This is a genomic window from Aeromonas sp. 1HA1 (assembly GCF_029237385.1).
Taxonomy (GTDB): Bacteria; Pseudomonadota; Gammaproteobacteria; order Enterobacterales; family Aeromonadaceae; genus Aeromonas; species Aeromonas popoffii.
In genome coordinates this window covers 21,068-46,005 of record NZ_JAACGC010000032.1, presented here as the reverse complement: position 1 = coordinate 46,005, position 24,938 = coordinate 21,068, and the positions used below count along the sequence as shown (strand labels likewise).

The 24,938-nt window shown below is 60.2% G+C and carries 25 protein-coding genes, 2 rRNA genes and 1 pseudogene; 15 read left to right on the top strand and 13 right to left on the bottom strand.

The features are described from left to right. A 23S ribosomal RNA gene (locus GWQ22_RS11835) occupies positions 1–108 on the top strand; the annotation flags it as partial. A 121-nt stretch (positions 109–229) separates the two neighbouring features. Beyond that, a 5S ribosomal RNA gene (gene rrf, locus GWQ22_RS11830) occupies positions 230–344 on the top strand. A 90-nt stretch (positions 345–434) separates the two neighbouring features. On the opposite strand, the gene GWQ22_RS11825 is transcribed toward rrf, so the two are convergent. Further along, positions 435–3,008 (bottom strand): bifunctional acetate--CoA ligase family protein/GNAT family N-acetyltransferase, encoded by a 2,574-nt coding sequence (locus GWQ22_RS11825; protein ID WP_275930418.1) that lies wholly within the window; start codon positions 3,006–3,008, stop codon positions 435–437. A 72-nt stretch (positions 3,009–3,080) separates the two neighbouring features. Beyond that, the gene (locus GWQ22_RS11820; RefSeq protein ID WP_042034788.1) at positions 3,081–3,272 is read right to left on the bottom strand and encodes a hypothetical protein; all 192 of its coding nucleotides are present in this window, start codon (positions 3,270–3,272) and stop codon (positions 3,081–3,083) included. 149 nt (positions 3,273–3,421) lie between these two features. Here GWQ22_RS11820 and GWQ22_RS11815 point away from each other — a divergent pair. After that, a pseudogene (locus GWQ22_RS11815) lies at positions 3,422–3,880 on the top strand (hypothetical protein); the annotation flags it as partial. Here GWQ22_RS11815 and ilvY read toward each other — a convergent pair. Beyond that, on the bottom strand, positions 3,869–4,762 hold the full coding sequence (ilvY, locus tag GWQ22_RS11810) for an HTH-type transcriptional activator IlvY (protein WP_042034789.1): 894 nt from the start codon (positions 4,760–4,762) through the stop codon (positions 3,869–3,871). The pseudogene GWQ22_RS11815 and the gene ilvY overlap by 12 nt on opposite strands. A gap of 187 nt (positions 4,763–4,949) precedes the next feature. Between ilvY and ilvC the strand changes: the two genes are divergently transcribed. Next, positions 4,950–6,431 (top strand): ketol-acid reductoisomerase, encoded by a 1,482-nt coding sequence (ilvC, locus tag GWQ22_RS11805; RefSeq protein WP_275930417.1) that lies wholly within the window; start codon positions 4,950–4,952, stop codon positions 6,429–6,431. 157 nt (positions 6,432–6,588) lie between these two features. Here ilvC and pgi read toward each other — a convergent pair whose 3' ends face one another. Next, the gene (gene pgi / locus GWQ22_RS11800) at positions 6,589–8,238 is read right to left on the bottom strand and encodes a glucose-6-phosphate isomerase (RefSeq protein ID WP_042034791.1); all 1,650 of its coding nucleotides are present in this window, start codon (positions 8,236–8,238) and stop codon (positions 6,589–6,591) included. Between the two features lie 418 nt (positions 8,239–8,656). Here pgi and GWQ22_RS11795 point away from each other — a divergent pair, with 418 nt between their 5' ends. Next, the gene (locus GWQ22_RS11795; RefSeq protein ID WP_042034792.1) at positions 8,657–8,845 is read left to right on the top strand and encodes a hypothetical protein; all 189 of its coding nucleotides are present in this window, start codon (positions 8,657–8,659) and stop codon (positions 8,843–8,845) included. A 157-nt stretch (positions 8,846–9,002) separates the two neighbouring features. On the opposite strand, the gene GWQ22_RS11790 is transcribed toward GWQ22_RS11795, so the two are convergent. The 4 genes from GWQ22_RS11790 to coaBC form a co-directional block, all read right to left on the bottom strand. After that, positions 9,003–9,839, bottom strand: a complete 837-nt coding sequence (locus GWQ22_RS11790) for a mechanosensitive ion channel domain-containing protein (RefSeq protein WP_042034793.1) — start codon at positions 9,837–9,839, stop codon at positions 9,003–9,005. A gap of 149 nt (positions 9,840–9,988) precedes the next feature. After that, the gene (gene slmA, locus GWQ22_RS11785) at positions 9,989–10,585 is read right to left on the bottom strand and encodes a nucleoid occlusion factor SlmA (protein ID WP_005321293.1); all 597 of its coding nucleotides are present in this window, start codon (positions 10,583–10,585) and stop codon (positions 9,989–9,991) included. A 69-nt stretch (positions 10,586–10,654) separates the two neighbouring features. Further along, positions 10,655–11,113, bottom strand: coding sequence for a dUTP diphosphatase (dut, locus tag GWQ22_RS11780; RefSeq protein WP_042034795.1), 459 nt, complete (start codon positions 11,111–11,113; stop codon positions 10,655–10,657). Positions 11,114–11,202: 89 nt separating this feature from the next. Further along, entirely contained in the window at positions 11,203–12,405 is a 1,203-nt protein-coding gene (gene coaBC, locus GWQ22_RS11775) for a bifunctional phosphopantothenoylcysteine decarboxylase/phosphopantothenate--cysteine ligase CoaBC (protein WP_212514442.1), read from the bottom strand. 147 nt (positions 12,406–12,552) lie between these two features. Here coaBC and radC point away from each other — a divergent pair, with 147 nt between their 5' ends. From radC to GWQ22_RS11745, 6 genes are all read left to right on the top strand, one after another. After that, complete coding sequence (gene radC, locus GWQ22_RS11770) at positions 12,553–13,227, top strand: DNA repair protein RadC (protein WP_042034797.1); 675 nt, start codon at positions 12,553–12,555, stop codon at positions 13,225–13,227. 135 nt (positions 13,228–13,362) lie between these two features. Then, complete coding sequence (gene rpmB / locus GWQ22_RS11765; RefSeq protein WP_005321271.1) at positions 13,363–13,599, top strand: 50S ribosomal protein L28; 237 nt, start codon at positions 13,363–13,365, stop codon at positions 13,597–13,599. 11 nt (positions 13,600–13,610) lie between these two features. Beyond that, a complete protein-coding gene (gene rpmG, locus GWQ22_RS11760) occupies positions 13,611–13,778 on the top strand; it encodes a 50S ribosomal protein L33 (protein ID WP_005307500.1) in 168 nt (55 codons plus the stop codon). Between the two features lie 90 nt (positions 13,779–13,868). Then, positions 13,869–14,324: a hypothetical protein gene (locus GWQ22_RS11755; protein WP_212514441.1), complete on the top strand. Its 456-nt coding sequence runs from the start codon at positions 13,869–13,871 to the stop codon at positions 14,322–14,324. A 24-nt stretch (positions 14,325–14,348) separates the two neighbouring features. Further along, on the top strand, positions 14,349–15,161 hold the full coding sequence (gene mutM / locus GWQ22_RS11750) for a bifunctional DNA-formamidopyrimidine glycosylase/DNA-(apurinic or apyrimidinic site) lyase (protein WP_212514440.1): 813 nt from the start codon (positions 14,349–14,351) through the stop codon (positions 15,159–15,161). A 178-nt stretch (positions 15,162–15,339) separates the two neighbouring features. Then, the gene (locus tag GWQ22_RS11745) at positions 15,340–16,218 is read left to right on the top strand and encodes a VirK/YbjX family protein (RefSeq protein ID WP_275930416.1); all 879 of its coding nucleotides are present in this window, start codon (positions 15,340–15,342) and stop codon (positions 16,216–16,218) included. Between the two features lie 80 nt (positions 16,219–16,298). Here the strand turns inward: GWQ22_RS11745 and coaD are convergent, their stop codons facing one another. Beyond that, on the bottom strand, positions 16,299–16,781 hold the full coding sequence (gene coaD / locus GWQ22_RS11740) for a pantetheine-phosphate adenylyltransferase (RefSeq protein WP_042034801.1): 483 nt from the start codon (positions 16,779–16,781) through the stop codon (positions 16,299–16,301). A gap of 221 nt (positions 16,782–17,002) precedes the next feature. On the opposite strand from coaD, the gene GWQ22_RS11735 reads away from it, so the two are divergent. Beyond that, entirely contained in the window at positions 17,003–18,046 is a 1,044-nt protein-coding gene (locus GWQ22_RS11735; RefSeq protein WP_275930415.1) for a glycosyltransferase family 9 protein, read from the top strand. Positions 18,047–18,108: 62 nt separating this feature from the next. On the opposite strand, the gene GWQ22_RS11730 is transcribed toward GWQ22_RS11735, so the two are convergent. Beyond that, positions 18,109–18,897 (bottom strand): glycosyltransferase family 2 protein, encoded by a 789-nt coding sequence (locus tag GWQ22_RS11730; protein WP_275930414.1) that lies wholly within the window; start codon positions 18,895–18,897, stop codon positions 18,109–18,111. Positions 18,898–19,138: 241 nt separating this feature from the next. Here GWQ22_RS11730 and waaF point away from each other — a divergent pair, with 241 nt between their 5' ends. Together waaF and waaA are read left to right on the top strand one after the other, a co-directional pair. Further along, complete coding sequence (gene waaF, locus GWQ22_RS11725; RefSeq protein WP_275930413.1) at positions 19,139–20,254, top strand: lipopolysaccharide heptosyltransferase II; 1,116 nt, start codon at positions 19,139–19,141, stop codon at positions 20,252–20,254. A gap of 1 nt (position 20,255) precedes the next feature. Beyond that, entirely contained in the window at positions 20,256–21,521 is a 1,266-nt protein-coding gene (waaA, locus tag GWQ22_RS11720) for a lipid IV(A) 3-deoxy-D-manno-octulosonic acid transferase (RefSeq protein ID WP_275930412.1), read from the top strand. A 68-nt stretch (positions 21,522–21,589) separates the two neighbouring features. Here the strand turns inward: waaA and GWQ22_RS11715 are convergent, their stop codons facing one another. From GWQ22_RS11715 to GWQ22_RS11705, 3 genes are read right to left on the bottom strand one after another with little or no spacing between them, the layout of a single operon-like run. Next, positions 21,590–22,846, bottom strand: a complete 1,257-nt coding sequence (locus tag GWQ22_RS11715; RefSeq protein ID WP_042034807.1) for a PTS ascorbate transporter subunit IIC — start codon at positions 22,844–22,846, stop codon at positions 21,590–21,592. 52 nt (positions 22,847–22,898) lie between these two features. Next, positions 22,899–23,186, bottom strand: a complete 288-nt coding sequence (locus tag GWQ22_RS11710) for a PTS sugar transporter subunit IIB (RefSeq protein ID WP_005321257.1) — start codon at positions 23,184–23,186, stop codon at positions 22,899–22,901. Between the two features lie 34 nt (positions 23,187–23,220). After that, complete coding sequence (locus GWQ22_RS11705) at positions 23,221–23,664, bottom strand: PTS sugar transporter subunit IIA (protein ID WP_042034808.1); 444 nt, start codon at positions 23,662–23,664, stop codon at positions 23,221–23,223. 250 nt (positions 23,665–23,914) lie between these two features. Here GWQ22_RS11705 and GWQ22_RS11700 point away from each other — a divergent pair, with 250 nt between their 5' ends. Continuing rightward, entirely contained in the window at positions 23,915–24,934 is a 1,020-nt protein-coding gene (locus tag GWQ22_RS11700; RefSeq protein WP_042034809.1) for a LacI family DNA-binding transcriptional regulator, read from the top strand. The last annotated feature ends 4 nt before the right edge of the window (positions 24,935–24,938 follow it).

Sequence of the window (24,938 nt, the reverse complement as noted above, 5' to 3'; positions counted from 1 at the left end):
TTGAGGGTCCTAAAGGGCCGTTGGAGACCACAACGTTGATAGGTGGGGTGTGTAAGCGCAGTGATGTGTTGAGCTAACCCATACTAATTACCCGTGAGGCTTAACCATACAACACCCAAGAAGTGTTTCTGGCCTTGTAGCGAATGAACGAACTACTAACTAATTCAGTGATAGTGATAAGCCAAGCGCAACATCATTACTCACGTCAGCTTTCTGGATTAAGAATTTGCCTGGCGGCCATAGCGCCGTGGAACCACCTGATCCCATGCCGAACTCAGAAGTGAAACGCGGTAGCGCCGATGGTAGTGTGGCATTCGCCATGCGAGAGTAGGACACTGCCAGGCACCCAACATTGAAAGCCCGCTCAGATGAGCGGGCTTTTTTATTGCCTAAAATCAGTCATTTATAAGCTATAAAATAGCTTATTCCCTTCTTCATTGACCCTGACTGGCACAGGGTAGCTCCATATTGGCCACCCCATCTTCCAGCTGGATATCGATCTTGAAGCCAAGACGCTTGGCCAGATTGATCATGCCGCGATTGCTGGGCATGGTCATGCCGGATAGCTGACCAATGCCCCGCTCTTTGGCGTAGCGTACTATCTTCTCCATCATCAGCTTGCCGAGCCCAAGTCCTTTCAGGTCGGAACGTACCAGAATGGCAAACTCTGCATCGGATTGATCCGGGTTGGAGATAGCCCTTACCACCCCGAGGATCTGCTGACTGAAGGCCCCGTCCTGTCCGATGGCCACGAAGGCCATTTCCCGGTCGTAATCGATCTGGGTCATGCGGGCCAGCTCTTCGTGACCCAGTTCACCCACATCGGCAAAGAAGCGCTTGTACCTGTCTTCATCAGACACCTTGAGCACAAACTGCTTATGTGCGGGTTCATCCTCCGGCCGGATCGGGCGCAGCAGCACATGACTCTGATCCTTGAGCCAGGCTCCTTCTTCCAGTTCGGTGGGATAGGGGCGTATGGCTAGCGTATTACGTCCCTGCACCACAGGCATCAGCGTCAGGCTGGCATCCAGAATGACCATCTCGGCCCCACATGCCTGCAACGGATGCAGGTCCAGCTCCTGGATCTCGGGGAAGGCCAGCAGCAGCTCTGACAGCTGGCACAGCACTTGACCCAGTGCATCGATATCGAGTTTTTCGGGTGTAGCTTGCTCGCGGATCTTGCGACTCTTGAGGGCACCTATGATCTGGTAGCGTGCCAGCGCTTGGTTCAATGGCGGGAGTGCGGCCACCATCTCTTGCGGCTCGGCCCCCGATTCGCCGAGCAGGATGACGGGGCCGAAGACAGGATCCTGTTGCAGGCGGATCCTCAGCTCCAGACCGCCGCTGCGGCGCGCCATCCGTTGTACCAGCAACCCTTCGATACGTGCCCCCGGGTCGTGTTGCCTCACCCTGTCGAGAATGGCATCCGCTGCCTGGGCGACTTCGGCCGAGGTGCGCAGGTTCAGCATGACGCCGTGCACTGCAGACTTGTGGGTAATATCCGGTGAGCGCAGTTTGACCGCGACGGGATAGCCGATCTGCTCTGCGGTCAGGGTGGCCTCGATGGCATCGGAGACGATCCAGGTCGGCAGAGTAGAGAGCCCGGCGGCTTGCAGTATGGGGTGAACAAGGTGGGTATCAAGCGTGAGCTGCTTGCGCTCCAGCGCTTGGCGGATCAACTGCTGACATAGCTCGACGTTGAGCTTGTCGCCCTGCAGGGAGGCGGGCGTTTCCATCAGCTGCTTCTGGTTGCGGCGGTATTCCACCATGTGCATGAAGGCGGCGACTGCGCTTTCCGGGGTACGATAGGTCGGAAATCCAGCCTCGCTGAACAGACGACGCCCCTCTTGCGCCGAGTATTCTCCTGCCCAGTTGGTCAGTATATTGAAGCGCCTGGCCCTGGGATGTTGTTTGACGTAGTCGATCAGGCTGCGGGCCAGCGCGGCCCCGCGCGCTGTGAGGGAGGGGGCGTGAATGAGCAGGATGGCGTCGGCGTTATCCCCTTGCAGCAGGGTCTCCAGCGCCTGCTGATAGGCGGCAATATCGGCATCACTGCCGATGTCCCGTGGCGGCATGGCCAGTTTGCCGCCCCGCTCCAGCAGCACGTCGACCGCCATGTTGGCCAGCCCGCGGCCATTGGAAATGATGGCCAGTCTTTCCCCCTTGAGGGTCAGGGAGTGGCTCAAGGTTTCGACTGCGGCAAACAGCTCGTGGGTATCTCGCACCCGCAGCATGCCTGCACGCCGAATGGCTGCATCGTAGACGTTGTCGAGGCCATTGGCCGGATCGTGGCGACCGCTCTTGAGTACCAGAATGGGTTTGTTGCGTGAGGCCGCCCGCGCTGCCGAGAGGAAGTGGCGGGCGTCGTGCAGCTTGTCCATGTAGAGCAGGACGGCGCGAGTGGTTCCATCGCGGGAGAGCTGATCCAGCAGTTGGCCGAAGTCGATGTCACAGTGATCGCCGAGGGAGATAAAGGCGGAGAAACCCAGCTCATGTTGCTTGGCCCAGTCCAGAATGGTGGTGCTGACGGCGGCTGACTGGGAGAGAAACGCAACCTGGCCAGGTTTGGCTGCGATGGGGGAAAAGCTTGCGTTGATGCCCTGACCCGGCAACAGCATGCCCATGCTGTTGGGGCCGAGCAAGCGAATGTCGTATTGGCGGCTTAGCTGTTGAAGCTGTGTTCTCTCCTGCATGGAGAAGTCGGCAGCCAGTATGATGGCCGCTCCGGCGCCTTTCTTGCCCAACTCTTCGATGAGTGGCAGTACCCGTTCGCGTTTGGTACATATGATGGCGAGATCGGGGGAGAGCGGCAGGCTGCTGATATCGGGATAGGCCAGTACGCCGGCGATGGCCTTGCTGTGCGGGCTGACCGGCAGTATGGGGCCCTTAAACTGGCCCGCGAGCAGGTGTCTGATGACCACATGACCCGCCTTCTGCGGGTCGGTTGAGGCACCGATGACGGCGATTGACTGGGGTTTGAAGAGCCGATCCAGGCCGCTTGGTTTCATGGGCACTCCCGTGGGTGGCGGATGGTGCCAGTGTAATACGCTTTGACTGCCTGTTCTGTGACCGGTTGCGGATCACTGTTTGGTGAGGGCACTGGCTCGCAGATAAAACTTCATCTTGCCCTGGATCTGACGCACCGCCGCCATATGGCGTTCCTGCAGATAGATGTCCTGCTCTTGATCCAGCGAGGTCTGCGGTACACCCATGCTCTGCAGGTACTCTTCAAACAGCTGTGAGCTGTTGATTTCGATCAGATGACGCATCATGGCGAGGCTCCTTCCATTCAGGTTGAACGTAGATTCTAGCCTGTGACCAGCGTCTCGTTATGACCATTGTCAGATTTGACACGAAGCAGCTCATACATCTGCGGGGGAGTGCTCTGGCTGTCGGGCCCGGAACCTGCTGCGGGGTCATCCTCATCCGGCAAGGGGATGAGGGGCGTTTTGCCAGGGTTCACCCCTTGACTGACTGGCATTACCCCGGGCTCACCATAGGTCAGCGCCGCTACCTGCCTGCTCAAGACGAACGATCCCAGGATTGTAGTCGGCAGTTTGTAGGAGGCTTTGTTCAACATGCTGCGCAAGCCGCGTGCGCGACTTCATCGGAGCACAAGCCGCATCCGGATTTGAACATCGAGTCTCATCTGGTGTTTCGTTATCCGCTGGCGCTGCTGTTTTTTATCTTGCCCAAATATCCCGAGCTGGCACAACGCATTGAGCTCGGGTTGCAGCGGGTGCGCCAATCGGGTGTCCTCGAGCATTTTGTTGGGGAGGGGGTTGGCAGTACTATTCGTCGGCTGAAGCTGGATAACCCGGATCTTCCCGCCAGCTGCCGTGCCATGATGGCCGACGTGGTTAGCTTGTCAGCGCAGTGACCCCTGGCCGCGCGCGGTATCCCAGAAGGCGCGGATCAGCGGCTCTTCCAGCCGCTTCTTGAGTACGGCGATGCCGACATCGAACGGCTTGAGCGCCGGTCTGGGCTCGACTATGCGCACTTTCTCCCCCATGGGGCTGTGATCGATCACGGCAGCAGGCACCAGCCCGACGCCAAAACCGAGCGCCACCATGGCGACTATCCCCTCGTTGCCCGCCACCTCGGCATAGATGTTGGGGGCGATGCCCTTGTTGCGAAACCACTGGTCACATCGCTTTCGCGCCAGACCCTGCTCGGAGAGGATCAGCGGCAGCCGCTCCCAGTCGGGCTCTCCCTGCAAGAACCACTGGTTGGGTTGAGGCGGGTTGCGTGGAGCGATGAACACCAGCGGTACCTGTTGCAGGCTAGCAAATTCCAGCTTGGCGGAGAGCGCATCGGGCCGCGCGGCGATGGCGAGATCGGCTTCGTCGGCCAGGATCCTGTCCACTGCCAGCGCCGGGTCGCCAGTCTCCAGCTTGATCTCCAGCTGGGGATAGCGGCGACGAAAACGCTCCAGTACCTCGGGCAGCAGAAAGTAGCTTGCGGTGACCGAGCAGAACACCCGCAGCCGCCCTTGCAGCGGTTCGTCGCTGCGTTTGAGCTCCTGCTTGAGCTGACGCCACTCCTGCAACAGGCCACCGCCAAACTCACGCAGCTTCTCGCCCGCCGAGGTGAGTCGTACCGAACGGTTGTCCCGTTCGAACAGCACGCAGCCAGTCTCCTGCTCCAGTCGCTGGATGGCACGGCTCAGGGTGGAGGGGCTGACCGCCATGGCATCGGCGCTTTTGCCGAAGTGAAGGGAGTCGGCGAGGTGGAGAAACAGCTCGAGATTGCGAAGGTCCATTTTTCAATTCCTGCTGCGGCGCGCTTGCTGACTTGGGATGACACTGCGTGATATTACCAAAAATCATCTTTCAATTCTTGCAACATACTGTTTCGAATATATCAGTTCAGGCAATAAGTGTCCCGCGCTATAGTGGTTCAGACAACGCCGCTACCCGGCATGGAATCAATCGAACGGAGCAATCACCATGGCTAACTATTTCAACACCTTGAACCTGCGTCAGCAGTTGGCCCAACTGGGCAAGTGTCGTTTCATGCAGCGGGCGGAATTCGCCGACGGTTGCGAGGTGCTGAAGGGCAAGAAGGTGGTGATTGTGGGCTGTGGTGCCCAGGGGCTGAACCAGGGTCTGAACATGCGTGACTCCGGGCTGGATATCTCCTACGCCCTGCGCAAGGCCGCCATCACCGAGAAGCGCGCATCCTGGCAGAAAGCCACCGACAACGGCTTCGCGGTCGGCACTTATGAAGAGCTGATCCCGACCGCCGATCTGGTATTGAACCTGACCCCGGACAAGCAGCACTCCGATGTAGTGAAAACCGTGATGCCGCTGATGAAGCAGGGCGCCGCGCTGGGCTACTCCCACGGCTTCAATGTGGTGGAAGAGGGTCAGCAGATCCGCGCCGACATCACAGTCGTGATGGTGGCGCCCAAGTGCCCGGGTACCGAAGTGCGTGAAGAGTACAAGCGTGGCTTCGGTGTGCCGACCCTGATCGCCGTTCACCCGGAGAACGATCCCAAGGGTGAAGGCATGGCCATCGCCAAGGCATGGGCCTCTGCCACTGGCGGCGACCGTGCCGGGGTGCTGGAATCCTCCTTCGTGGCGGAAGTGAAATCTGACCTGATGGGCGAGCAGACCATCCTCTGCGGCATGCTGCAGGCCGGTTCCCTGCTCTGCTACGACAAGCTGGTTGCCGAAGGGACCGACAAGGCTTATGCCGGCAAGCTGATCCAGTTCGGCTGGGAGACCATCACCGAAGCCCTGAAGCAGGGTGGCATCAGCCTGATGATGGACCGCCTCTCCAACCCCGCCAAGCTGCGTGCCTTCGAGCTTTCCGAGCAACTGCGCACCCTGATGCGCCCGCTGTTCGAGAAGCACATGGACGACATCATCGCCGGTGAGTTCTCTCGCGGCATGATGGCCGACTGGGCCGAAGATGACGTCAAACTGTTTACCTGGCGTGAAGAGACCGGCAAGTCTGCCTTCGAAAATGCCCCGGCGTTCGCTGGCAAGATTGCCGAGCAGGAGTATTTCGACAATGGCGTGGTGATGGTGGCCATGGTCAAGGCGGGTGTCGAGCTGGCGTTCGAAACCATGGTGGCTTCCGGTATCTACGAGGAGTCTGCCTACTACGAATCCCTGCACGAGCTGCCGCTGATCGCCAACACAGTTGCTCGCAAGCGTCTGTACGAGATGAACGTGGTCATCTCCGATACCGCCGAGTACGGTAACTACCTGTTCGCCAACGCCGCTGTACCGTTGCTGCGTGAGCACTTCATGCCGACCCTGAAAGCGGGCGATCTGGGTGCCAGCAAGGCGGAAGGGCAGAGCGTTGATAACCTGGCGCTGCTGGCGGCCAACGAGGCGACCCGCAACCATCCGATCGAAAAAATCGGTCAGATACTGCGTGGTTACATGAAGGACATGAAGCGTATCGCCGTCGGCGGTTAAGCCTGCATCGGGCAGGGTGATGAAGGGGCGGGGATGACGATCCCCGTCGCCGGTCGGACTGGACACCCGACCGGCCAGCCAGAAAAATCAGCCCGACCCGACATAAAAAAGCCCCGCTCATCGAGCGGGGCTTTTGCATTCAGAAAGGTGGGATAAATCAGGCTTTCCACGCTTTCCAGGTGTTGATCAGACCGTTGGTGGAGCCGTCGTGGCTGGTGACAGCCTCGGCGGTGTTGAGCTCCGGCAGGATCTTGTTGGCCAGCTGTTTGCCCAGCTCCACGCCCCACTGATCGAAGCTGAAGATGTTCCAGATTGCGCCCTGTACGAAGATCTTGTGCTCGTACATGGCGATCAGGGCACCCAGGGTTTTCGGGGTCAGGCTCTTGAACAGGATGGAGTTAGTCGGGCGGTTGCCTTCGAACACCTTGAACGGCACCAGATCCTTGACCTGCTCCAGAGTCTTGCCAGCAGCCAGGAACTCGGCTTCGACCTGTTCTTTGCTCTTGCCGAAGGCCAGCGCCTCGGTCTGGGCGAAGAAGTTGGCCAGCAGTTTCGGGTGGTGGTCACCGATCGGGTTGTGGCTGATGGCTGGCGCCAGGAAGTCACAGGGGATCAGCTTGGTGCCCTGATGGATCAGCTGGTAGAAGGCGTGCTGGCCGTTGGTGCCCGGCTCACCCCAGATGATGGGGCCAGTCTGGTAGTCAACCGGCTTGCCGTTGCGATCCACGTACTTGCCGTTGGACTCCATGTTGCCCTGCTGGAAGTAGGCAGGGAAGCGGTGCATGTACTGATCGTACGGCAGAATGGCTTCGGACTCGGCACCATGGAAGTTGTTGTACCACAGGCCAATCAGCGCCAGCAGCACCGGCACGTTCTGCTCATAGGAGGCAGTGGCAAAGTGCATATCCATCTCGAAGGCGCCTTGCAGCAGGGCTTCGAAGTGCTCGAAACCGACGGAGAGGGCGATGGGCATACCGATGGCAGACCAGGAGGAGTAACGGCCGCCAACCCAGTCCCAGAACTCGAACATGTTGTTGGTGTCGATGCCGAACTCGGCCACGGCCTTGCCATTGGTAGAGAGCGCAGCGAAGTGCTTGGCAACGTGGGCCTTGTCACCGGCGATCTTGATGAACCAGTCGCGGGCGGTCAGGGCGTTGGTCATGGTCTCCTGAGTGGTGAAAGTCTTGGAGGCCACCAGGAACAGGGTGGTTTCCGGATCAATCTCTTTGAGCGTCTCGGCGATATGGGTGCCATCGACGTTGGAGACGAAGTGCATCTGCAGGTGGTTTTTATAGGGGCGCAGCGCCTCGGTGATCATCACCGGGCCCAGATCAGAGCCACCGATACCGATGTTGACCACGTGCTGGATCGCCTTGCCGGTGTAGCCTTTCCACTCGCCTCCGATTACCTTCTCGCAGAAGCCCTTCATCTTGGCCAGTACGGCGTTCACTTCCGGCATCACATCCTTGCCGTCGCACTCGATGGGGCGGTCGGATCGGTTGCGCAGGGCCACGTGCAGTACGGAGCGGCCCTCGGTCATGTTGATCTTGTCGCCATTGAACATGGCATCGATCGCGCTGCGAAGATCGGTCTCTTTGGCCAGATCAACCAGTAATTTGAGGGTTTCCTCAGTGATCAGGTTTTTTGAGTAGTCAACCAGGATATCGCCGCCAAAGGTGAGGGAGAACTTGTCGAAGCGCTTCGGGTCCTGCGCGAACAGATCCTTGAGTCGAGTCTCTTTGTTAGCTGAAAAATGGGCTTCCAGCGCCTGCCAGGCCTGGGTCTGGGTTGGATTGATGTTTTTCATAGGATTACCGATCTTCCTAGTTGTGTTTGAACCTTGCAGGCAAGGCTCCCGCCAAACCTTATTATTCGAACATTATACCGAGCACGGCGTGCGGCCCGTGTAACAGAGCTTTACCAATTGTCTGCCATCGAAGGAGTTTACAACCAAAACGCTGCGATTATGAGTCACTCATGACCAGGGGATCTTGAGTTTGCTCATACTTCACCCGGCTTGTACGGGTTGAAAGGGCTTTCATCGATGGTTGGCCGCAGCTTGCTGCCTGGCAAGTGAGTGTTACAGCTAAAGGGGTATTTGATCGCCGCCTTTTGGCTCATTTTATGAGCAAGCGCAAATTGTCGGGGGTGGGCCTTGGCTAGTATAGGAGCCGAATGGATTAGATCTCCCAGGGATGGCCACAGTCTGGAATAAGGAGATCGATATGAAACACCTGTTATGCCTGTTTGCCCTGAGCCTGCTTGCCACTGGCTTCATCGGCCTGTTGACCATGGTGCTGACCAGTGCGGCGCCAACCCTGGAGATAAGGGTGCTGGCCGTGATGGGTGCCGTACTGGGGGGTTATGTGCTGGTGCAGCCGTTGCTTAACCGGGTCGCTCGTCGACTGGTCTGAGGGAACTGCCTGCCCTATGGATGGGCGTGCTGGCCATGGTGACAACGGCGCAAGATCCGGCCCGGGTGGCCGGATTTTTTATGCCTGCGCCGTGCACATGAGGCCCATAAACAACCATGCCAGCGCTAAGGCTGGCATGGTTGTTTATGGGCCTGCTTCAGGCCTGGGGTTTTTGCATGTGCATGACCATCTGCGGGAAGGGGATCTCGACACCCTCGGCGTCGAAAGTCAGCTTCACCTTCTCGTGAAAGTCGAACCAGACACCCCAGTAATCGGCGGTTTTCACCCAGGGACGCACCACGATATTGACCGAGGAGTCGGCCAGGGCTGCGACGGCTATGGTGGCGGCAGGATCTTTCAGGATGCGCGGCTCTTCATGCACCAGGCGCTCGAGGATCTGCTTGGCCTTGCGCAGATCCGAGCCGTAGCCGATGCCGAAGGTCATGTCGATGCGACGGGTGTCCATGCGGGAGTAGTTGACTATGGTGCCGTTCAGGATGGCGGCGTTGGGTACCACTACCATCTTGTTGTCACCCGAGGTGAGGGTGGTGGTGAACAGCTGTACCGACTGCACTACGCCCGCAGTGCCCGCCACTTCGATGAACTCGCCCGCCTTGATGGGGCGGAAGATGATCAGCAGGAAACCGGCGGCGAAGTTGGAGAGCGAGCCTTGCAGCGCCAGACCGATGGCCAGACCGGCGGCACCTATGATGGCAATGAAGGAGGCGGTCTGTACCCCGACCCGACCCAAAGCAGCGATCACCACGAACACCAGTATGGTGTACTTGAGTATGCTGCCGACGAAATGGGTGATGGTGGTGTCCAGCTTGCGGGCCTGCATCATCTTGACCACTGCGCTGCTGATGATGTTGGCGGCGATGTAACCGACCAGCAGGGTGACCAGGGCGGCCGCCATGTTGACGGCATAATCGATCAGCCGGTCCTGGTTATTGACCAGCCAGGTATGCGCTTCGGTAATGATTTCGGGTTCCATAGGATGTCCTGTCAGGCAGTAAAGGTTTATAACGCATGAATCTAACACTGGAATGCGACAATCCGGGTCGCATCTGGTGCTCACCCCTCTTTTTTGCCACAAAAAACAAGGGAGGCCAAGGCCTCCCTGTTTGCACCAACCTGTCTGGATCAGCTTTGCAATAACTGGCTGCGGATGAACAGCCACTGATCCTCGAAGCCTGCAGTGGGCTTGAGTTTGAACTCGGAGCGGACAAACTGGCTGATGCGTCCCTCGGTATAGGCCAGTAGCAGATTGGCCAGCATGGTCTCGTCGAGCTGGAAGCCCTGACCTTCCCGCAGCCGCTTTTCCCGCAATACCTGCTTGATCTGGGTCTCCAGCTTGTCGAACAAAATGCTGATGCGATCCCGCAGCCGGTCATGTTCGCCAAGCAGGGCATCGCCGTTGAGAATACGGGTGATGCCGGGGTTGCGCTCGGCGAACACCAGCAGCAGCTGAAGGATATGATGGCAACGGGCCATAGTGTCCTTCTCTTCGGCCATGATCAGGTTGACCCGTGACAGCAGGGAATCCTCGATAAAGTCGATCAGCCCCTCGAACATCCGCGCCTTGCTGGGAAAATGTCGATAGAGGGCTGCCTCAGAGACACCCACCTCGGCCGCCAGACGTGCCGTGGTGATACGCTGGCCAGGGCTGGTTTCCAGCATATGGGCGAGTGCTTGCAGGATCTGATCGCGCCGACTCTGTTTCTGATTACTGCTTGCCATGGATTCCCCTAAAAAAAACAATGGCTTGATTCTATTATCAGGCACAGGCCAAAGGGCCGGTGTGGTCTGTTATTGGCGACCAGAAGAACCAAAACCGCCTTCACCCCGTTCACTCTGATTGAACTCATCGACCAGTTGGAAGCTGGCCTGAACCACCGGCATGATCACCAGCTGGGCGATGCGCTCGCCGGGTTGCATGGTGAAGCTATCGTTGCCACGGTTCCAGACCGAGACCATCAGCTGGCCCTGGTAATCGGAATCGATGAGGCCCACCAGGTTGCCCAGCACTATGCCGTGCTTATGGCCGAGGCCGGAGCGGGGCAAAATGGTGGCACACAGAGCCGGATCCTGAATGTGGATGGCCAGACCGGTCGGTACCAGTGTGGTATCGCCCGGTGCCAGGGTGATGGGCGCATCCAGCAGGGCGCGCAGGTCCATACCGGCAGAGCCCGGTGTGGCATAGGCAGGCAGCGGGTACTCGGTGCCGATGCGGGCATCCAGAATCTTCAATTCAATTTGTGTTGTCATGGATAGTTCGTTTTTCAATGAGTTCTTGTGTGGAGACCCAGCATGTTCAGTGCGGTCTGTGTCGTCGTGAATCGTTCGCCTGCCGGATGTTAGCCTCGGTAGTGGCGTGCAATCAGGGCGATGAGGTGACGGGCCAGCGTCAGCTTATCGGCCAGCGGCAAAGGGGCTTGCCCCCCTTGCCAGAAGACGGTCAGGGCATTGTCATCGGCATTGAAGCCTTGGCCCGCGCGGGACACGTCGTTGGCGGCGATCATGTCCAGCCGCTTACGCTGCAGTTTATCGAGGGCGTATTGTTCCACATCCACGGTTTCGGCGGCAAATCCGACGGTGAAGGGCTTTTCTGACAGTGCTCCTACGGCGGCGATGATGTCTGGATTCTTGACCAGGTTCAGCACCATCTGGTCGTTGTCGCCGGTCTTCTTGATCTTCTGGTCGGCGACCTGCTCGGGGCGATAGTCGGCCACGGCGGCGCACCCAATGAAGAGATCACAGCTGGCCACGCGGTTCATCACCGCCTGATGCATCTGCTCGGCGCTTTCCACATCGACTCGCGCTACTCCGCTCGGTGTCGGCAGGGCGACCGGGCCGCTCACCAGCGTCACCTCGGCGCCCGCCTCACGGGCAGCGCGGGCGATGGCGTAGCCCATCTTGCCGGAACTGTGGTTGCTGATGTAGCGCACCGGATCCAGTGCCTCGCGGGTTGGTCCTGCGGTGAGCAGCAGCCTGACGCCCGCCAGCAGGGGCTCGGCGGCCAGTTGCTGGCAGCAGCGCTCCACCAGCTCCAAGGGATCCAGCATCCGGCCCGGGCCCACGTCGCCACAGGCCTGGCTGCCAGAATCTGGCCCCCACAGCAGGATACCGCGGCTGGCCAGGGTCTTGAGGTTGGCCTGAGTGGCAGCGTTAAGATACATCTGCTGGTTCATGGCGGGGGCCAGTGCCACCGGTGCCGGTGTCGCCAGACAGAGGGTGGTCAGCAGCTCGTCAGCCATGCCAGCGGCCATGCGGGCCATCAGGTTGGCGCTGGCCGGGGCGATCAGTACCAAATCCGCCCACTTGGCCAGCTCGATATGGCCCATGCCCGCTTCGGCGGCAGGATCCAGCAGGCTGTCTGCCACCGGATGGCCGGAGACGGCTTGCAGGGTCAGCGGCGTGATGAACTCCTTGGCGGAGCGGGTCATCACCACCCTTACCTCGGCTCCCTGATCTTTCAGGCGGCGTACCAGTTCGGCACTCTTGTAGGCGGCGATCCCGCCACTGACACCCAACAGGATGCGTTTATCGGCCAATCTCATCTGCTGCTTCTCTTCCGGCTCACTCTGACTGGTCGGCTAAGATACCACAGGCAAGGGATGACGACAGAGGCTGACATGAGGGACTTGTGGTCGGGGGCGTGCAATTTTTTGCTATGTTTTTTCTCAACAGGGATGAGGGAGAGACAAATGAGCATCAAGGAGTGGCCGGAAGATGAACGACCCCGAGAGAAGCTGTTGCGCCAGGGGCCCGGCACCTTGTCCGATGCCGAGTTGCTGGCCATCTTTCTGCGCACCGGCGTAAACGGACTGAGCGCGGTGGATCTCTCGCGCAAGCTTTTGAATCAATTCGGCTCTTTGCGCAGCTTGCTGGGGGCGGATCAGCGGGCATTTTGCGAGGCGCATGGCCTGGGCCCTGCCAAATATGCCCAGCTGCAGGCGGTGCTGGAGATGGGCAAGCGTCATCTGGCCGAACAGCTGCAACGGGGCGATGCGCTCACCTCGCCCCAGCTGACCCGGGACTATCTGCAGGCCCAGCTGCGGGATCGGCCGCGAGAGGTGTTCGCCTTGTTGCTGCTGGACAACCAGCACAGAGTGATTCAATTCGTTGAACTTTTTTACGGAACCCTCGACTCGGCGAGCGTCTGGCCCAGAGAAATCGTGCAGATCGCGCTCAAACATAATGCAGCCGCCGTGATTCTGGCGCATAATCACCCGTCCGGCGTGGCCGAGCCCAGTCGGGCCGACCGCCAGATCACGGATCGGATCTTGGCCGCCTTGGCCCTGATCGATATCAGAGTGCTGGATCACTTGGTGATCGGTGATGGCATCACGGTTTCTTTTGCAGAGCGTGGTTGGTTGTAACTGGCTCTGGCACTGTATTAGTTGATCTTTGATCACGGATGCTGTATAAAATGCCGCCTTCTGTTTGCCCCGCAATCGAAGGCCAGCGGGGCAGATATTTGCTCGAGCAATGAAGTAAGATTTGGAGAGACTGACATGTCTAGAGTATGCCAAGTAACCGGCAAGCGCCCGGCAGTTGGTAACAACCGTTCGCACGCTAACAACGCTACCAAGCGTCGTTTCCTGCCGAACCTGCACACTCACCGTTTTTGGGTTGAGGGTGAAAAACGCTTCGTAAGTCTGCGCGTATCCGCAAAAGGCATGCGTATCATCGACAAGCGTGGCGTTGAAGTGGTTCTGGCTGAACTGCGCGCCAGCGGTGTTAAGGTATAAGGAATTAGATCATGGCTAAAGGTATTCGCGAGAAAATTCGTCTGAACTCCAGCGCCGGTACTGGTCACTTCTATACCACTACCAAGAACAAGCGCACCATGCCCGAAAAAATGGAGATCAAAAAGTTTGATCCCGTTGTTCGTCAGCATGTGATCTACAAAGAAGGCAAAATCAAGTAATCTCTTGGTTTTGTCTCAAAAACCCGGCCTTGTGCCGGGTTTTTTTATGGCTGGAATTCAGTACACTGCCGGTTCGAAGGGAGGCTTGCCATGTTCAGATTGAGCCGCAAAGGCTGGAATAACGTGATCATAGTGGCCGTACTGGCGGTGATCACCCTGCTGCACCAGCTGGAGATAGCCCAGCAGGAGAACAGCGCACAGCGTGCCCGTCCCCTGCTGCCGGACAGCGCCGTTGTGCTCACCTGGCAGGGACCTAGCTGGCAGATCGAGCGCATCGGTCAGGGCTGGCGCAGCGGGCCGGATCTGGGGCTTAGCAGTGCCCAGCTGGCCGCTCACATCGAAGACTGGCAGGGGTGGCTATTGCCACCGGGTGGTGCAGTGCGGGGTGCGCCGGTCACCCTCAAGATATGGATCGCCGGTCAGAGCGATCCGATAGAAGTGGGGCTCTATCAGGACAGTGGCCAGTTTGCCGCTCTGCTGCCTCCATCGACCTGGCTCAGCCTGAGTCAGGAGCAGTACCGCAGCTTGTTGCGTCCCACCCCCTAATCCATTTTCGAGCGAGAGGACCCTATGCCTGAATTACCGGAAGTCGAAGTCAGCCGCCAGGGCATCTCTCCCTGGCTCACCGGCATCAAGGTCACTCGTGTCGTGGTGCGGGATGGTCGGTTGCGCTGGCCGGTGCCGGGCGAAATCCAGGAGCTGGTGGATCTCACCATCCACAGGGTCGGCCGCCGAGCCAAGTACCTGCTGCTGGAGACCGACTTTGGCACCGCCATCCTGCACCTGGGTATGTCGGGCAGTCTGCGGGTGCTGGATATCGGCACCCCGGCCGAGAAACACGATCACGTGGACATAGAGCTCGCTAACGGCAAGCTGCTGCGGCTCAATGATCCGCGCCGCTTCGGGGCCCTGCTGTGGACCCGTGAACCTGCTGAGGCACACGCCCTGCTGGCCAAGCTGGGGCCGGAACCGCTGACCCAGGCCTTCAGCGCCGACTATCTGCAGGGGCGCGCCCAGGGTCGCAGCACCGCCATCAAGACCTTCCTGATGGATAATCATGTGGTGGTCGGGGTTGGCAACATCTACGCCAACGAGGCGCTCTATGCCGCTGGTATTCATCCCAAGCGGGCGGCGGGCAACATAAGTGCCGAGCGACTGGCGACCCTGGTGGGCGAGATCAAGCGGGTGCTGGCCGAGGCCATCAAGCAGGGCGGCACCACCCTCAAGGATTTCACCAGCGCTGATGGCAAGCCGGGCTATTTCGTGCAGCAGTTGCAGGTCTATGGGCGGGGTGGTCAGCCCTGTTTTCATTGTCACACTCTGCTCAGTGAAATCCGGCTGGGGCAGAGAACCACGGTGTTTTGCTCCCACTGCCAGCGCTGAATGACCGTTATTTTGGCCTGAAACGGCCAAGTTGTAAGAGAGTATTTCCAGTCTGTTGAAGATATGCGCATCCGTCACTAGTATCTCGACCGTTCAGGCAGTTTGAGAAAATAAAATGACAGCTAAATCAATAGACTGGGATCATTTATCCCGGCATGGGCACTATTGTGCCCAAAAAATGGCCCGCTTCCTCTATCCCGATGACAGCGCCCGCAAGACCTTCAATCGCGCCAAGTTCGTGCTGCGCAGCCTGCTCTATCGGCAGCAGCTGAGCCGGGTATTCGAGCTGTTTCAGGCCGAACCCCTCAAGGCTCTGCCTGCCCACTATCCCGAGCTGCTCGACAAGCCGATGCGGCCCTACCGTTTTGCCAACTCTACTGCGACCGAACGGGCCGAGATGCTGGAAAACCACTACCGGCTGCTGCTGGCCCATTATCCGGCGCTGATCGATCCGCTCTATCTGGGGGAAGGCATAGCGCTTGGTCACTATCCCGAGAGCGAGTGCCGCATAGTGCTGCGTCACGATGGCACTTTCCGGCGCGAGGCCGAGCTGGCGCTCTCCATCGTCGATCGACAGGGCAAGCGCCTCTACAGCTGCGCCTTCTCGCTGGCGGGTACCCCCAACAAGCTGGCCCTGGTGATCGGTTCTGTGCAGGGGCCCGAGCCCTGCGTCGATCAGGCGCAGGACAAGGTGCGGGCGCTGACCAAGGAGGGCCAGGGCCTGAGGCCCAAGTCGCTGGTGGTGATGCTGGTAATGCTGCTGGCCGAGGCGATGGGGGCCGAGCATATCTCGGCGGTGCGGATGAAGGCGCACATCTACCAGGCCAGGCGCTACAGCAAGAAGAAGAAAGCCTGTCTGCAGGCGGATTATGACGAGCTTTGGCAGGAGTTTGGCGCCGTGGATCTGGATGATAACTTCGTGCGGTTGCAGCCTGCCCAGCGCAAACCGCTGGAGGAGGTCGCTTCCAAGAAGCGGGCCATGTACCGGCGTCGCTACGAGTGGCTTGACACGCTGGCGCTCTCCTGCCAGCAGATGCTGGCTCGCCAGGCATGCTGATGGTCAATGCCTGCAAAGGCTGGCGGGATGCATGCGCTCCTCAAGAAACAGGCTACCTTCGGGCAGCCTGATTTTTTTGATCACTTGCCTTGCTTGGCGGCAATCGCCTTGGCGACGATCGGGTCGACGAACTGGCGGATATCGCCACCATGCAGGGCGACCTCCTTCACCAGGGTTGAGGAGATGAAGGAGTTCTCCTCCGCCGGGGTGAGGAAGACGCTCTCCAGTTCTGGCATCAGACGGCGGTTCATGTTGGCCAGCTGGAATTCGTACTCGAAGTCGGAGACGGCGCGCAGGCCACGGATCAGCACGTTGGCCTGCTGCTCCCTGGCGAAGTCCACCAGCAGGCCGGAGAAGCCAACCACCTTGACGTTGGGCAGGTGGGCGGTCACTTGCTGGGCAAGCAGGACACGTTCTGCCAGATCGAACAGCGGGCGCTTGCTCGGGCTGTTGGCAACGCCGACCACCACGTTATCAAACAGTTTGGCGGCCCGGCCAATGAGGTCGGTGTGGCCATTGGTGATGGGGTCGAAGGTGCCGGGATAAATTACCTTGTTGGTCATGCTGTTGATTCCTGCAACCTGGAAATTTGGTCGCATTATAGGGTCTGTTGGCGTTTTGTCGCGACCGGATGGGGTGAATGCCGGGGCGAGGCGCTAAGTTTGGTCGTTCAAATCGGTGTCGCCAGGCGTCTTCGCTTGAGAATAGCCCTGCATCAGGCAAGAATACCCGCACCGCGCATCAAGCCTCCTTGCATTGGTGACAGGGAGCAAAGGGATTTTTTATGAAACGTATTCTGGTAGTACGCAACGACAAGATTGGTGACTTCATGCTGGCATGGCCGAGTTTTGCCATGCTCAAGCGTTCCATGGATTGTCATGTGACTGCCCTGGTTCCTGCCTACACGGCGCCGTTGGCCCGCCTCTGTCCCTGGATCGACGAGATCATTCTGGATCCGGGCTCACGGGCCGACAAGGAACAGCAACGTGCCTTGCAGGCGCGCATCAAGGCGGCCGCCTTTGATGCCTCCATCTGCCTCTTCTCCAACTCCCGTAATGCCATGCTGGTGTGGAAGGCGCACATCCCTTACCGGTTGGCTCCTGCCACCAAGCTGGCCCAGGTGCTCTACAACCAGCGGCTGATCCAGCGTCGCTCCCGCTCCCAGAAACCGGAGTACGAATACAACCTGGATCTGGTGCGCCGCTTCCTCGCCGACCAGCAGGTGAGCGTGGTAGAGCCGCAGGGCCCTTACCTCTGTGTCGATCCCCAGCGCCTGCAGCAGGTGCGCGAGCAGGTCGCCATCCGCTTGAAGCTGGATGCCAGCCGCCCCTGGCTGATGGTGCATGCCGGCAGCGGCGGCTCGGCCAACAACCTCTCCATCGAGCAGTACGCCCGCCTCATCATCAAGCTCAATCAGGCCTGCCCCGAGTTACAGTGCATACTGACGGCGGGGCCGGGGGAGGAGAGGGTCGCCGAACAGCTGGCAGCCGAGCTGCTGGCCCACGGCGGCAACGGCTGGATCTACCGCTCTGACGAGGGGCTGCCCACGTTCTGCCAGGTGATGGCCAATGCCGCCCTGTTCGTGGCGGGCAGCACGGGGCCGTTGCATATAGCGGCGGCGCTGGATGTGCCCACTGTAGGGTTCTTCCCGGCGCACCGCTCGGCCACCCCGCTGCGCTGGCGCCCGCTCAACAGTGAGGGGCGCCACCTGGCGTTCAGCCCGCCGGAAGACAGCGATCATCCGCAAGACATGAGCCAGCTCGATCCCAAGACAATGGCGACGGCGATCGCTCGTTGGGCACCGCCCTTCTGGCGGACAGAGCGCTGACAGATGCAGACAGGGCCCCGAGGGGCCCTGTCTGATCATGAGCGTTGGCTCGACAGTCGGGATTATCGGGGGGGCTTATCCGGCGCCTGCGGCTGCTGGCGGATCCAGAGGTCGGCGTACTTCACGAAGGTGGAGTGGGCCGACAGTATGGCCAGCAAGAGTCCCTGCTTGCCATCCAGGAAGCCTGCTTTGAGCAGGTACATCTTGAGGAAGCAGCCCAGCGCATGCACCAGTCCCTGGCTGAGGGAGCCCTTCTTGCCACGGGCGGTGCGTTGATCGGCCCAGGCTCTGGCATAGCTGGCGGACTTCACCAGATAGTGCTCCAGATCCCGATAGGTGAAGTGGAGCAGGTCACCATGGAGATTGACGATCTTCATGTTGGCACGCACCTCCACCTTTTCGTGCACCAGCACCTCGTTGTAGCTGGTCAGTGTCTTGGGGTAGAGGCGCAGCACCCGATCCGGATACCAGCCGCTGTGGCGGATGAAACGGCCAAACACCCAGGAGAGGCGCGGGATCGAGTAGATGGTATCGCTGGCCGGGTTGGCCATGACGGTGGCGATGGCCGCTTTCAGCTCAGGGGTGAGTCGCTCGTCGGCATCCAGCCACAGCACCCACTCTGACTGGACATGGGATTGGGCGAGCCGGCGCTGGCGACCGAAGCCCGGCCATACCGGGTTGACGAAGAAGCGGGCGCCAAATTCGGCGGCGATGGCAGGGGTTTCGTCCTGACTGCCTGAGTCCATGATGACGATCTCGTCCACCAGGCCATCGAGGGAGGCGAGGCAGGCTCTCAGGTTTTCGGCTTCATTCTTGACGATCAGGACGGCCGCCAGGGTCGGTTTTTTCACGGATTAAGGGCTCTTGTTGGCGCCCGGCGGGCGGGCCATGCTCGAATTGGCGCCCATTCTAGCCTAAAACGGCAGGCGGAGCATGGTTCCGGCACCCGCTGTGTGTAGTCTTCAAACAGACTCTTTTTTGGCGTGAGCGCGTGTGATACGGGGATCTTCTGTTATTTCTCGGGCCATTCTTCGGGCATAATCTCGGCCAGTAATGATTAACCGCAGGGCTTGGCCCCAAGAGACGCGTGAGATGAAGATATTGGTGATCGGCCCCTCCTGGGTCGGCGACATGGTGATGTCCCAGAGCCTCTACAAGGCGATCAAGGCCAATCACCCTGACAGCGAGTTGCATGTGATGGCGCCCGCCTGGTGCGTCACCCTGCTGGAGCGGATGCCGGAGGTGGACAAGGCGATCACCATGCCCCTTGGCCACGGTGACTTCAAGTTGCTGGCGCGCCGTCGCCTCGGCAAGCAGCTGGCGGCCGAGAAGTACGATCAGGCCATCATCCAGCCTAACTCCATGAAGTCGGCGCTGATCCCCTGGTTCGCCAGGATCCCGGTACGCACCGGCTGGAAAGGGGAGCACCGCTTCGGCCTGCTCAACGACCTGCGCAGCAACAAGTCAGCCTTCCCGCTGATGGTGGAAGCCTATCTGGCGCTGGCCTATCCCAAGGCGCAGATGAAGAGCCGGGCTGATATTCCCGCCATTCCCCGCCCCTCGCTCAATGTTGACCTCATCAATCAGGGCAAGGCGCTGGACCGGCTCGGTCTGGATCGCGCCCGTCCCGTGCTGGTGCTCTGTCCCGGGGCCGAGTTCGGTCCGGCCAAGCGCTGGCCGGAAGGGCACTACGCCGTGGTAGCGCAGAAGCACCTGGATGAGGGCTGGCAGGTGTGGATCTTCGGCTCCGGCAAGGATGTGCCCGTAGCCAACACCATTCGCGACCGGATCAATCCCTTGTCGCGCCCCAACTGCCACGTGCTGGCGGGCAAGACCAGCCTGTATGAGGCGATCGACCTGATGGCGCTGGCCAGCCGGGTCATCGCCAACGACTCAGGCCTGATGCACATCGCCGCCGCCCTCAACCGGCCGCTGATCGGGGTTTATGGCTCCACTTCGCCGCTCTACACGCCGCCGTTGGCCGACAGGGTCGAGATAGTCCACACCGACATAGCGTGTCGCCCCTGCTTCAAGCGCACCTGCAAGTTCGGCCACCTCAAGTGCCTGATCGAGCTGATGCCGGAACAGGTGATAAAGGCGGGTAGGCGGCTGGAGTGCGGTGAGTCGCCGGCTCAACCGATAGTGTTGCAAGTGGGCGAGCCACCGCACTTCGTTTCCGACCCGGGCAAGCGCTCGGAGCCGCAATAGCATGCTCTCTCGGCTGCTCTACAACCTGCTGATCCACTTGGGGTTACCGCTGGTGCTACTGGCGCTCTACAAGCCGAAGAAGGGCAAGCCCGGCTTTGGCAAGCGCTGGGCCGAGCATCTCGGGCGACTGCCCGCCACCGGACAGGATGCGCCGCTCTGGATCCATGCGGTGAGCGTGGGGGAGACGCTGGCCATCACGCCGCTCATTCGTGCCCTCAAGGCCGAGCGGCCGGACTTGCCTATCCTGCTTACCACGACCACCCGCACCGGCTCCGAACAGGCGGCCAGACTCGGCGATTTGGTGGTGCATCGCTACGCGCCGCTCGACTACCCCTGGGCGGTGGCCGCCTTCCTCAAGCGCATAAAGCCGCGCGCCCTTTGGGTGATGGAGACTGAGCTCTGGCCGAACTGGCTGGCCGCCTGTGAGACGCGCCACCTGCCGGTGACTATCATCAATGCCCGTCTCTCTGAGCGCTCTTGCCGGCGTTATTCCCGCTTCCAGGCGGCGTTCGACGCCCTCAGCCGGCCGCTGACCCATCTGCTTTGCCAGCATCAGGATGACGCCGACCGTTTCGCCCGTCTTGGCATCGACCGCGCGCGACTGGCGGTGACCGGTTCCATCAAGTTCGACCTCCAGCTGGGGGACGAGGTGCAGGCCAGAGGCCGAGCCCTGCGCCAGCGCCTGGGACAGGAGAGGCCGGTCTGGATCGCCGCCAGCACCCATCAGGGGGAGGACGAGCAGGTGCTGGTGGCGTTTGACGGGGTGCTGCAACGCCATCCGCAGGCTTTGCTGATCCTGGTGCCGCGCCATCCGGAGCGTTTCGATCGGGTGGCCGAATTGTGCGCGCCTTACGGCTGCGTGCGCCGTACTGGCGATGCCCCGATCCACGAGACGGACAAGGTCTATCTCGGCGATACCATGGGCGAGCTGCCGCTGATGCTGGCGGCGGCCGATGTGGCGTTTGTCGGCGGCAGTCTGGTGAAGGTGGGTGGCCACAACCTGCTGGAGCCGGCGGCGCTGGGCAAGCCTTGTCTGATCGGTCCCGCCTACTTCAACTTCAGTGACATCACCCGCCAGCTGGTGGCTCAGGGTGGTGCCGCCCTGGTGGACGATGCTGCCGCGCTAGGGGAGAAGGTGAGCGCGCTGCTGGCCGATGGAAGCGAGCGCCGTCAGATGGGCGAACAGGCCCACGCCGTGGTGCTGCGCAATCAGGGGGCGCTGGCCCGCACCCTGTCCCACTGCCTTGCCAGCCTGGAAAACGACTGAATCCGGGCGGATGGGCACGAAAAAACGGAGCGCGATGCGCTCCGTTTTGTTTTTGACGATGGCCGGGATTAGCGAACGATCAGCCCAAGCAGTATGCCTACCACGCCGAAGTCGGCATCGCTGAAGGTGGTGTTGGCAAAGCCGAGATCGCCCAGCACCGGCAGCAGGAACACCGGCAAGAAGGTGATCAGCAGGCCGTTGGCGAAGGCGCCAAGCAGGGCACCGCGACGGCCACCGGTAGCGTTGCCGAACACCCCGGCCGCCGCGCCGACGAAGAAGTGCGGCACTACACCCGGGATGATGACAGTCAGCCCCAGCAGATAGAGCAGCACCATGCCTGCCAGACCGGCGGTGAAGCTAGACAGGAAGCCGATCAGCACCGCATTGGGGGCGTAGGGGAAGACGATGGGGCAGTCGAGCGCCGGTTTGGCATTCGGTACCAGTTTGTCGGAGATCCCCTTGAAGGCCGGCACTATCTCGGCGATCACCATCCGCACCCCTTGCAGGATGACGTAGACGCCAGCTGCGAAGGTGATGGATTGCATCAGGGAGAACATGAACCAGTGCTTGCCTTTGGCGACGCTGGTGACGAACTCGGGGCCAGCGAAGGCGGAGGTGATGAGGAAGATGATGCCCATGGTGAAGGAGATGGCCACCGGGGTATCGCGCAGGAACAGCAGGCTTTTGGGCACCTGCACCTCTTCACTGCTGTGGGCCTTGTTGCCGAATTTGGCACCGATCCAGCCGGCCAGTACGTAGGAGATGGTGGAGAAGTGGCCCAGTGCTACCTCGTCGGAGCCGGTGATCTGCTTCATGTAAGGGTGGGCGAGGGCCGGGAACAGCACCATGGTCACGCCGACCACCAGGCTGCCGACCGCGATCAGCGGTATGCCGCTCATGCCACCGGCGGAGAGGATAGCCGCCACCATCATGGACATGAAGAGGGTGTGGTGACCGGTCAGGAAGATGAATTTCCACGGGGTGAGGCGGGCGATCAGTATGTTCACCAGCATGGCGAAGAACATGATCATCGCCATCTCCTTGCCGAACGACTGCTGGGCGATGGAGACGATGGCTTCATTGTTGGGAACCACCCCCTTGATGCCGAAGGCGTGCTGGAAGATGACGGCGAAGTCACCCAGCGAGTTCACCACCAGGGTGGCACCAGCCCCCAGAATGACGAAACCCATGATGGTCTTGACCGTGCCTTTGATGCACTCGGTCACGGGTTTTTTCTGGGCTATCAGGCCGATGAGCGCGATCAGGCCGACCAGCACGGCGGGCTCCGACAGCACGTCAAACATCAGAAAATTGAAAAATTCCATGGTCAGCTCCAATCAGATGGAAGAGGCGGCCCGCAGGCCGCATGGTGGATCCTTAGAGTGCGCCCAGTTCGCGCAGGGCGATGGAGAGCTTCTCTTTCATGGCGGCCTTGTCGACCATGTTGTCCAGGGACACCAGCCGGCCGTTGACCCCCATGCTGATGAGCTGCTCGGCGATGTCGCGGGTGGCCACGAACATCTCGGCGGTTTCACTGCCGGCGGAGGCGAGATCCCTGTGATCCACCTCGGCCGTCACGGCCAGCTCCTTGAGGATGCTCTTGATGCTCATCTCCATCATCAGGCTGGTGCCCAGGCCGTGTCCGCATACAACCAGAATTTTCATCGTCTCTTCCTTTGTCAGGGCGCCTTGGCGCAGCTCAGTAACGCGCCAGGATGCGCAAAATGTCATCTTTGGTGTCGGCCGCTATGATGGCCGCCACGTCCTCTTCATTCATGAACAGCTCGGCCAGCTGGGCAATGGTCTCCACGTGAGAGTTGCTGTCGCTGGCGGCCAGGGTGATCAGCAACTGGATCGGGTCATTGCCCTCAGATCCGAAATTGACCCCGGTTTTCAGCACTGTCAGCCCCAGACCCAACCGGTTGACCCCATCCTCGGGGCGAGCGTGCGGCATCGCCAGGCCCGGGCCCAGTACGTAGTAAGGGCCGAGCTCCTCGTGGGAGCGAAACAGCGCCGCCACGTAGGAGGGCTCTATGGTGCCGTTGGCCAGCAGGGGGCCGGTAGCGAGCTCGATGGCATGACGCCAGTCGCGGGCACCCGCTTCGATGGAAATGACCTCTTCGGTCAGCAATTGAGTCAGCATGGCAATGTCCGGCTGGATAAGATGGCGCCAATCTAGCGATCTTGCTGCGTGGAAACTGTGAGGATGATCGCGAAAGTTAGCGCTATCAGATAGCGCTAACATGAAACTGTGATAGCGCTATCATTTCATCCATTAACGGGAGTCATCTTGCCCCCGTGATCCGGGAAAGAGGGTAGAATCGGCCCTGAGCAAATAGTCTGTGTCGCACTTTTGCCTTAAAGTGGGCTGCCGCAAGTCGAGGATGGGATGGATGTTAGAAGCAAAGAAGCGCCGTAGCACGGGTCGGGTGACCCTCAACGATGTGGCTCAGCTGGCCGGAGTGGGTGCCATGACGGTCTCCCGAGCGCTGCGCACTCCCGAGCTGGTGTCAGACAAGATGCGCGAGCGCATCGACGCCGCGGTGGAAGAGCTCGGCTATATCCCCAATCGGGCGGCCGGGGCGCTGGCCTCGGGTACCTCCCATGTCATTCTGGTGATAGTGCCAAGCCTGCTGGATCGCGCCAGTGCCGAACTGATGGCCGGATTGCAGCCTGGGTTGATGAAGGTCGGTTATCAGCTGGTGCTGGGAGATGCCCAACACCTGCGCCAGCAGAGCGAACAGCTGGAGCATCTGCTGCAGTACAACCCGGCTGCTGTGATCGTGTTGGGTTGCCTTGAGTCACCAGATGACAAAGCGCTGTTGCGGCAGAGCCGCTTGCCGGTAGTCGAGGTGGGAGCACTGGTGCCACATCCCATGGATATCTGTGTAGGCGGCTCCAATCAGGAGGCTGGCTATCGGTTGACTCGCCATATGATCGAGCGAGGCTACCGCAATATCGGTTTTCTCTGTGCCCGCCAGGAGCAGTGGATGCTGCAGCAGCGGATGCGCGGCTGGCAACAGGCGATGCTGGAGAGCTATCTCTCGCCAGATATGGTGATCAATACCTCGGAGGCTCCCAGTTTCAGCACGGGGGCGGCCATGCTGGGTGAGTTTCTGTTGCGCTGGCCAGAGCTGGACGCGCTGATCTGCGTCAACGACGAGCTGGCGGCTGGCGTGCTTTTCGAGTGTCAGCGGCGACACCTGAGCGTGCCCGGCAAACTGGCTATTGCCGGTTTCGATGACTCTGATGTCGCCAAGGCGTGTTATCCTGCTCTGACATCGGTACATATTCCCTATCGCAAAATGGGCAGCATGGCTGCCGAGCTGATCCTGCGCAAGCTGGCTGGCGAGGCGCTGCAAGAGTGCACCCAGCCCCTCGAGTTTGAATTGCAAAAGCGCCAAAGCAGCTGATCGC